We start from the raw sequence: 9397 nt of genomic DNA, 5'->3' as shown, positions 1-9397 counted from the left end.
TGGTGGACATGACAAAGGTGCTTCTTACCATGGTTTTGTCGAAAGTCAAATTGCGTTAAGTGTTACTTTGAAAGTTGGAAAAATCCTCGAAAAAAACCCTAATATAGATGTAATTTATACCCGTGATACCGATGTTTTTGTGGAGTTAAATAAACGTGCCGATATTGCAAATAGTAATAAAGCGTCCATTTTTGTTTCTATTCATTGCAACGCCAACAAAAATACTTCGGCCGAAGGTTATGAAACGTATGTTATGGGTGCACACCGAAATGCTTCGAACTTAGAAGTGGCAAGACTTGAGAATGAAGTAGTAACGTTGGAAAAAGACTATAAAATGAAGTACAACGGCTACGATCCCAAAAATCCCGAAACTGCAATTGGAACTACCATATTGCAGGAAGAATATATGGATAATAGTATTTCATTAGCCAGTAGAGTGCAAAACGGGATGGCAACTAATTTTGGTCGTAAAGACCGACGTGTGAAGCAAGCGGGATTTCTGGTTTTAAGAGAAATTTACATGCCTAGAATTTTAATCGAAATGGGATTTATTTCTAATGCGAGAGAAGGGAACTATATGAATTCGGTTGCAGGTCAAGAAGAAATAGCAAACGGAATTGCCAATGCGATTATCAGTTATAAAAATGAATTTTACGGTTCTGGAAAAAATGAGCCCCAAATAGAAAAATACGTTCCTACACCGGAAAAACCAACTGTTAATGAGGTAGTTTCTAAAAACACCTCCAATAAAGTAACACCCAAAGTGGAGTCCGAAACTCCCAAACAAGGCATTGTTTTTAAGGTTCAAATCGCTGCAAGTGGCAAAAAATTGGATTTAACACCGAGCAATTTTAAAGGTTTAAATGCTATTTCAATGACTACGGATAACGGAAGTTTGTATAAATACATGTATGGAAATACTTCCAGTTACGATGAAATCAAACAAAATTTGGCTGAAGCAAAAGCCAAAGGATTTGAAGGTGCATACATTATTGCTTTTAAAGATGGTGTTAAAATTAGCATACAGGAAGCCTTAAAATAGGCGTTGCATTCAATTATTTATTATAAATTTGTTTACAAAAACAGTATATTTTGAAAATTACTAGAGAAATTAAAACGGCGATACTTGTTATAGCATCCATATTATTATTTATTTGGGGTTACACTTTTCTGCAAGGACGAGATTTATTGAGTTCGTACCGAACCTTTTATGTTCAATATGAAAATGTAGAAGGATTATCAACCTCGGCTCCCGTAACCATCAATGGATTAACAGTAGGTAAAATTATGGGAATTACCTTAATTCCCGCAACTGGAAATTTACAAGTTGAAGTTCAAGTCAAAAACGATTTCCCAATTTCTAAATCAAGTACAATTGACATCTACGAACCTGGACTCATTGGAGGAAAACAAATCCAGATTGTTCCTAACCTTCAAGATCCTATTATGGCACAATCTGGAGAAACATTAAAAGGACGAAACGTTCCAGGTTTGACTTCTTTAGTAGGCGAAAAATTAACACCGCTGCAAGAAAAAATAGAAAAAGTTGCCGAAAGTGCCAATTTGTTATTGACGAATCTCAACCAAGTGCTGGACGATAAATCAAAAGCAAATTTGAGAGAAAGTATTGCTAAATTGAATAGTTTAATGTCTGAATTTGAAAAAACCAGTAAAAGTGTCAACCAGATTATCAATAAAAATCAAGTCAATATCGACGGATCTTTAGCCAATATCAATAAAACAAGTGCCAATTTTGCTAAGTTATCCGATACCTTGGCAAATGCTAAAATTGGTCAAACCATCAACCATTTCGAAAAATCTTTGAAAAGTGTGGATATTTTAATGTCTAACTTAGAACAAGGAAAAGGAACTATGGGTAAATTGTTGACTGACGATCAATTGTACAAAAAATTAAATGCAACTTCTTCCGAGTTGGAATTACTGCTCCAAGATTTGCGTTTGAATCCAACGCGTTATATCAATGTTTCGCTATTTGGAAAAAAGAACAAGCCTTACGTTACTCCAGTTTTATCAGACTCTATTTCTAACTAACTGCTTATTAATTATGCACTATTTATCTTCAATATTATTTGCAATCCTACTAATTCTGGGAATCGGTTATTTTACAATCAATTGTAAAAAACTTATTCGAAATATTAAGTTAGGTAAAGACGTGAACCGTTCCGATCGAAAAGGAGAACGATGGAACAATATGGCAATGATTGCTTTAGGTCAATCCAAGATGGTGAAACGCCCCGTTGCTGGTTTTTTACATATTATAGTATATGTAGGTTTTGTGATTATAAACATTGAAGTTTTAGAAATTATAATCGATGGACTTTTTGGAACACACCGCGTTTTTGCATTTCTAGGTCCAGTTTATAATGTACTCATTGGCTCTTTTGAAATATTGGCTTTTTTAGTTTTGGTGGCTGTTGTTATTTTTTTTATCAGAAGAAATATCATCAAGTTGAAACGCTTCGTTCACTCGGATTTAAACGGATGGCCTAAATCGGATGGAAATATCATTTTGTATTTTGAAGTGGTGTTGATGGGTTTGTTTTTACTAATGAATGCGGCAGATTTTCATTTGCAAAACGTATCTGGCGGATTCTTGAATTATCACCCCGCAGGTTCATTTCCTATCAGTCAGCACATCGCTGCATTATTTCAAGGCGTTCCCAATGCAACCGTTTACGTAATTGAACGTGCTGCCTGGTGGTTGCATATCACCGGTATTTTGATTTTCTTGAATTACTTGTACTTTTCAAAACATTTGCACATTTTATTGGCGTTTCCAAATACGTATTTTGCCAATTTAGATCCACAAGGAAAATTTGAAAATTCAGCAACCGTAACCAATGAGGTAAAGTTAATGTTGGATCCCAATGCCGATCCGTATGCTGCACCTCCGGCCGATGCAGCTCCTACAAAATTTGGTGCATCTGATGTGCAAGATTTAAATTGGGTACAGTTACTGAACGCATATACGTGTACGGAATGTGGTCGTTGTACATCTGCTTGTCCAGCAAACCAAACCGGAAAAAAATTGTCTCCTCGTAAAATTATGATGGATACCCGAGACCGTTTGGAGGAAGTAGGAAAAAATATTGATGCCAATAAAGGTGTTTTTATTCCAGATAATAAAACATTACTAAACGATTATATTACACCAGAAGAACTCTGGGCTTGTACAAGTTGCAATGCTTGTGTAGAAGAATGTCCCGTAAATATCAGTCCGCTTTCGATTATTATGGATATGCGTCAATATTTGGTTATGGAGCAAAGTGCTGCACCAATGCCACTGAATGCGATGATGACCAATATTGAAAATAATGGAGCGCCTTGGCAATACAACCAGCAAGACCGACTGAATTGGAAGAATGAGAATTAGAAGAGTTGGGAAATGCAAGTTTAGAGATGGGAGTAAAGAAGATAGAACATATCACATAAAAAATAAATAATAAAAACGATTTAGGAAAATTCTCTTATAAGTGAGGTTAAGGGTGTTTTTAATTTCAAATCAAAATTAAATTAGAAACAAAAATGAAAACGGAAGATTTAAACAAGCGACTGGTAGTAGCCACCGAAAACGGACAAACAATAAGTCCCATTTTGCCCGAAGGCGTAAAAAATTATTTAATAGATATCGATGGAACCATTTGTGATGACATTCCAAACGAAGAACCCGAGCGAATGCTTACAGCCGAAGTGTATCCCGATGCATTGATTACTTTAAATAAATGGTACGACGAAGGTCATATTATTTGCTTTTTTACTTCTCGAACCGAAGCGCATAGAGAATATACCGAAATTTGGTTAAAAAAACACGGTTTCAAATACCACGGAATGGTGATGGGAAAACCACGAGGCGGAAACTACCATTGGATTGATAATCATTTGGTGAAAGCCACGCGGTACCGAGGAAAATTTACCGATTTAGTTGATAAAGAAGTTACGATTCAAGTTTTTGATGATCAACACCACGAATAGTATAGACAATTTTTGAATTGTCATTAATGAAAAATAATTATGTCAGAAATTTTAAATGTGCCTACAATGGCCGAAATGCTTGCCGAAGGAAAACAACCAGAAGTTTTATTCTGGGTGGGTTGTGCAGGTAGTTTTGATGATAGAGCTAAGAAAATCACAAAAGCATTTGTGAAAATTCTAAACCGTGCCAATATTTCTTTTGCCGTTTTGGGAACAGAAGAAAGTTGTACAGGTGATCCTGCCAAAAGAGCGGGCAACGAATTTTTATTTCAAATGCAAGCCATGATGAACATCGAAGTTTTGAATGCTTATGAAGCTAAAAAAATTGTTACGGCTTGTCCACATTGCTTCAATACGTTAAAAAATGAATATCCAGAATTAGGCGGTATTTATGAAGTAATTCACCACACACAGTTTCTAAAATCACTCCTGGACGACGGTCGGTTGACTATTGAAGGCGGTCAATTTAAAGGAAAGCGTATCACTTTTCACGATCCTTGTTATTTGGGTCGCGCCAATAATGTGTACGAAGCACCTCGTGAATTAATTGCAAAACTCGATGCCGAATTGGTAGAAATGAAGCGTTCTAAAGCCAACGGACTTTGTTGTGGAGCAGGTGGGGCCCAAATGTTTAAAGATGCCGAACCTGGAAATAAAGAAGTCAATATCGAACGTACCGAGGATGCTTTAGAAGTAAAACCCGAAATAATTGCGGCTGGTTGCCCGTTTTGCAACACGATGATGACCGACGGAATTAAAAATAAAGAAAAAGAAGGCGAAATCAAAGTAATGGATGTTGCTGAATTGATTGCCAATGCTCAAGATTTATAAACCAATAAAATGTAGTCTACAATGAATAAAATTGCAACTGTCGTGCTGCTGTTTGTTACCCAAATTATGGTAGCACAAAAAGAGAGTAAAGAAAAATTTATTGATAAATTCTCTGAAAATGTGTGCAAATGTATTAACCAAAAAGGTTTTGATGAAAAATCTTTAAATACCATTGTAGGCCTTTGTTTAATTGAATCTATTGGAAAATACAGTAATGAAGTTGAGAAATATTATGGAAAAAATATTATTTCTAATAAAGAGCAAATGAGGGCACTTGGCGAAAACGTTGGTGCTAATTTAGTTTTTAGTTGTCCTGTTTTTGCAGATGCAATTAGCCAAAAAATCAACGAAGAATCTAGTGATGAAGATGATGCTGAAGAAATGGTAGAAGAAACACTGTTTATTAATGGAACAATTATTAGTACAAATTACGACCAGTTTCTTACTTTTAAACTAAAAGAAGATTCAGGTAAAACACATACCTTTTTACTATTAGAAGATTTCGAAAACTTATATTTGATTACGGATTCAGTTTTAAAACCAACAGATAATGTAAAGGTTTCCTACTACTTGGCTGAATTATATGATGCTAAGATCAAGAGTTTTGTTACCTATAAAGTCATTTTAGACATCACAAAAATTTAATATGTATATTTCCTTTGATACCCTTCCCGAAGAATCCAAAATTTGGATTTACCAATCCAACCGAAAATTTTCGGATGATGAAATTTCCGAAATTGAAACTGATTTACAGCAGTTTATCGAAAATTGGGCCGCACACGGAACAAGTCTGACAGCGTCTTATTTGCTCAAATACAACCGCTTTATTATTTTGGCAGTCAATCAAGAAAACCAAGTGGCTACCGGTTGTTCCATAGATGCCTCGGTGGCTTTTATTCAAAGTTTGGAGCAAAAGTATAATGTCGATTTGTTAGACAAAATGAATGTGACTTTTAAAGTAGGCGAACATGTAGCCCATAAAACCTTGATTGATTTCAAAAAAATGGCTAAAGACAAAGCCGTAACGGGCGACACAATCGTATTTAATAATTTAGTCAACAACATCGCGGAATTTAACGAATCGTGGGAAACTCCGGCTGCCGACAGTTGGCACGGTCGATTCTTTTAAAAATAATATGAATAAATACCTGCTGTTACTGATTTTTATAAGTCAGCTTTCTTTTGCACAAAAAAAAACTTTTACGGATAAAGCATCCTTAGCTCAAACCAAATGGGTTGATAGCGTGTACAATCAAATGACTCTTGACGAACGAATCGGACAATTGTTTATGGTTGCAGCTTATTCCAATAAAGATTCCGTACATACTAATTCCATCGAAAAACTGGTGGCAAATTATAAAATCGGAGGTTTGATTTTCTTTCAAGGAGGACCCAAACGCCAAGCAAAATTAACCAACAGGTACCAAAAAAAATCAAAAATTCCCTTATTTATAGGAATTGATGCCGAATGGGGACTCGCAATGCGACTGGATTCAGTGCCAAAGTTTCCGTGGAATATGACTTTAGGTGCGATTCAAGATACACTTTTGATTGAAAAAGTTGGCAAGGCTTATGCCAAGCAAAGCCAGCGAATGGGAATTCAATTTAATTTTGCCCCCGTTCTCGACATCAATACCAATCCTAAAAACCCAATTATTGGCAACCGTTCTTTTGGTGAAAACAAACAAAATGTAACCCGAAGTGCATTAGCATTGATGCGTGGAATTCAAAACAACGGCATTTTTGCCACAGGAAAACATTTTCCAGGCCACGGAGCCACCTCAACAGATTCGCACTATTCGCTTCCAACAATCGATTTTTCAAAAGAACATATTGACGAAGTCGAACTTTATCCGTACAAAAAACTCTTCGCAGAAGGACTAGCCTCAGTCATGGTCGCGCATTTGAACGTGCCAAGTTTGGAATCTCGCGAAAATTTCCCGTCCTCTTTATCCTATAATATCGTTACTGAACTGTTGCAAAAACAATTGGGTTTCAACGGACTTATTTTTACCGACGCGCTGAACATGAAAGGAGCGAGTAATTTTAAAAAACCAGGCGATATCGATCTTGAGGCCTTTAAGGCAGGCAATGATATTTTGCTTTTTGCAGAAAATGTTCCGTTAGCATTAGAAAAAATTTGTGTAGCGTATCAAGATTTGTTGATTTCAGAAGAACGATTGCAACAATCAGTTAAGAAAATTTTGAATTTCAAATTCAAATCTGGTTTAAATGCCTACAAACCAATTGATATTTCAAATTTGTTTGAAGACTTAAATTCGGCAAAAGACACCGCTTTACAATACGAATTGTACGAAAACGCGATTACAGTTGTGCGAAACCATGATGCCATTTTGCCCATTAAAAACTACGATAAAGAACGCATTGCCTATGTAAAAATGGGCGAGGATACCAATTCTGCATTTGTAACTACATTAAAAAATTATACAGAAATCACCGAAATTCAAGACGATAATATTGATTCTTTAATGGTAAAATTACAACCTTTTACCAAAGTAATTGTTGGATTTCACAAACCTGACGGCGCTTGGAAAAACCATGATTTTAAAGCTTCAGAATTGGCAAAAATTGACACTATTGCCAAATACAAACGCATCATTTTAGATGTTTTTGCCAAACCTTATTCGCTGCTTTCTATTACAAATTTCGACAACTACGATGCTTTAATCGTTTCCTATCAAAATTCTGAAGTTTCGCAGGTTGTTTCTGCCGAAATTATTTTTGGAGCCGTTGGTTCTAAAGGAAAATTACCCGTTTCTATTGGCAGTTTTTATCCTGTTAATCACGGTTTAGAAACACAACAATTGAATGTTTTGGGTTTTTCGACAGCCGAAAATGTAGGTATGAATTCAGCCAAATTAAATCAAATTGATGCCTTGGTTCAAAAAGCGATTAAAGCCAAAATGACACCTGGAGCCCAAGTTTTAGTTGCCAAAGATGGTAAAATCGTGTACCAAAAGTCGTTTGGGTCGCATACTTACGAAAACAAAGTTAAAGTCAAAAACACTGATTTGTACGACATCGCCTCAATAACAAAAATTGTATCTACATTGCCAAACGTTATGCAGCAATTTGATCAAGGAAAAGTTACTTTGCAAACCACTTTGGGCGAAATGCTTCCAGACTTCAAATATTCCAATAAAAGTAACATTACTTTTATCGAATTGCTTTCGCACCAAGCCCAATTAAAATCGTGGGAACCGTTCTACAAAGCGACTTTAAATCCCGAAGGAAAACCAAGCGAAAACTATTACCGAAAAACGTTTGATAACCTGTTTTCAAAGCAAGTCGCCGATAGTTTGTACATCAGAAATGATTACCAAAATACAACAATTGACTGGATCAAAAACAGCGAACTTTTACCCAACAAGGACTACAAGTACAGCGATTTTACGTTTATTTTGCTCAAAGAGTACTTAGAGCGAACCACCAAACAAACGTTAAATGTATTGTCTTTTGATCACTTTTACCATCATTTGGGAATGTACACTACAATGTACAATCCATTAACAAAATTTCCTCGTGATCGCATTATTCCATCGGAAATTGACACCTATTTCCGACACCAAAAAATCCACGGTTATGTTCACGACATGCAAGCGGCAATGGAAGGCGGCGTGGCGGGTCATGCAGGAATTTTTTCCAATACGATGGATTTGGCAAAAATGATGCAAATGTATCTGCAAAAAGGTTCTTACGCCGGAAAAACTTATTTTTCGGAAGCCACTTTTAATACCTTCAACACAAGATATTTTGAACCTTCAGGAAGCCGTCGCGGACTGGGTTTTGATAAACAGCAATTGGCTGGAACTCCCGGACCAACTTGCGGTTGTGCTTCCGAAAGCAGTTTTGGCCACACAGGTTTTACCGGAACAATCGCTTGGGTCGATCCCGCCCACAATCTGGTTTACATTTTTTTGTCCAACCGAACCTTTCCCGATTCCAATTTACCTAACGAACTTTCGAAAGCAAATATCCGCGAAAACATCCAGAAAGTGATTTATGAAGCGATAAACCCAACTCCTAACTAATTCATTTTTTTTTGGGCGTGTCCCTACGGGTCGGGCTGTTCATTCCCGCTTTTTTTGTCCCCGCCTTTCAGGACGGGTTCAAAAAAGAGCTCCATTTCCATCCCTCACGCAGCCAAAGCTCACTACCTTTTTTTTCATAAAACGATTTTAAACTAAATCACACGTTAAAATTGTTCAAAAAAAAAGCCACCCAAATCTATTTTTGTACATTCGTGAAACTAAAATTTACGAATGAAAATAGCAATTGTTTGTTATCCTACCTTTGGCGGAAGCGGTGTTGTAGCTACCGAATTGGGCTTGGAACTTGCCCGACGAGGCCACGAAATCCACTTTATTACTTACCGCCAACCCGTTCGCTTAGCTTTATTAAACCCAAACGTTTTTTACCACGAAGTTAATGTACCCGAATATGCGTTGTTTCATTACCAGCCTTATGAACTGGCACTTTCTAGTAAATTGGTCGATATGGTCAAGTTGCATAAAATAGAATTGATGCACGTGCATTATGCCATTCCACATGC

Annotated in this window: 9 protein-coding genes; all 9 read left to right on the top strand. The window is 36.5% G+C overall.

Annotated features, from left to right (window positions below):
* A partial coding sequence (locus tag ACIQ2X_RS10395) for an N-acetylmuramoyl-L-alanine amidase (RefSeq protein ID WP_396178863.1) occupies nt 1-1042 on the top strand: 1042 nt, incomplete at its 5' end.
* Nucleotides 1043-1092: 50 nt separating this feature from the next.
* The gene (locus ACIQ2X_RS10390; protein WP_396178862.1) at nt 1093-2052 is read left to right on the top strand and encodes an MlaD family protein; all 960 of its coding nucleotides are present in this window, start codon (nt 1093-1095) and stop codon (nt 2050-2052) included.
* 13 nt (nt 2053-2065) lie between these two features.
* Nucleotides 2066-3394: a 4Fe-4S dicluster domain-containing protein gene (locus ACIQ2X_RS10385; RefSeq protein ID WP_396178861.1), complete on the top strand. Its 1329-nt coding sequence runs from the start codon at nt 2066-2068 to the stop codon at nt 3392-3394.
* Between the two features lie 152 nt (nt 3395-3546).
* Nucleotides 3547-3993 (top strand): phosphoheptose isomerase, encoded by a 447-nt coding sequence (locus ACIQ2X_RS10380; protein WP_396178860.1) that lies wholly within the window; start codon nt 3547-3549, stop codon nt 3991-3993.
* Nucleotides 3994-4032: 39 nt separating this feature from the next.
* Nucleotides 4033-4824: a (Fe-S)-binding protein gene (locus ACIQ2X_RS10375; RefSeq protein ID WP_396178859.1), complete on the top strand. Its 792-nt coding sequence runs from the start codon at nt 4033-4035 to the stop codon at nt 4822-4824.
* Between the two features lie 21 nt (nt 4825-4845).
* Nucleotides 4846-5469: a hypothetical protein gene (locus tag ACIQ2X_RS10370; protein ID WP_396178858.1), complete on the top strand. Its 624-nt coding sequence runs from the start codon at nt 4846-4848 to the stop codon at nt 5467-5469.
* Nucleotide 5470: 1 nt separating this feature from the next.
* The gene (locus ACIQ2X_RS10365; protein ID WP_396178857.1) at nt 5471-5953 is read left to right on the top strand and encodes an ABC transporter ATPase; all 483 of its coding nucleotides are present in this window, start codon (nt 5471-5473) and stop codon (nt 5951-5953) included.
* 7 nt (nt 5954-5960) lie between these two features.
* Nucleotides 5961-8876 carry a glycoside hydrolase family 3 N-terminal domain-containing protein gene (locus ACIQ2X_RS10360; protein WP_396178856.1) on the top strand — a complete coding sequence of 972 codons (2916 nt, stop codon included), beginning with the start codon at nt 5961-5963 and terminating at the stop codon, nt 8874-8876.
* A gap of 231 nt (nt 8877-9107) precedes the next feature.
* Nucleotides 9108-9397 (top strand): glycosyltransferase (locus ACIQ2X_RS10355; RefSeq protein ID WP_396178855.1); only part of this gene is annotated, 290 nt, incomplete at its 3' end.

The organism is Flavobacterium sp., assembly GCF_044368625.1.
Taxonomy (GTDB): domain Bacteria; phylum Bacteroidota; class Bacteroidia; order Flavobacteriales; family Flavobacteriaceae; genus Flavobacterium.
The sequence above is the reverse complement of the archived record's forward strand: the minus strand, read 5'-3'. Positions and strand labels throughout refer to the sequence as shown.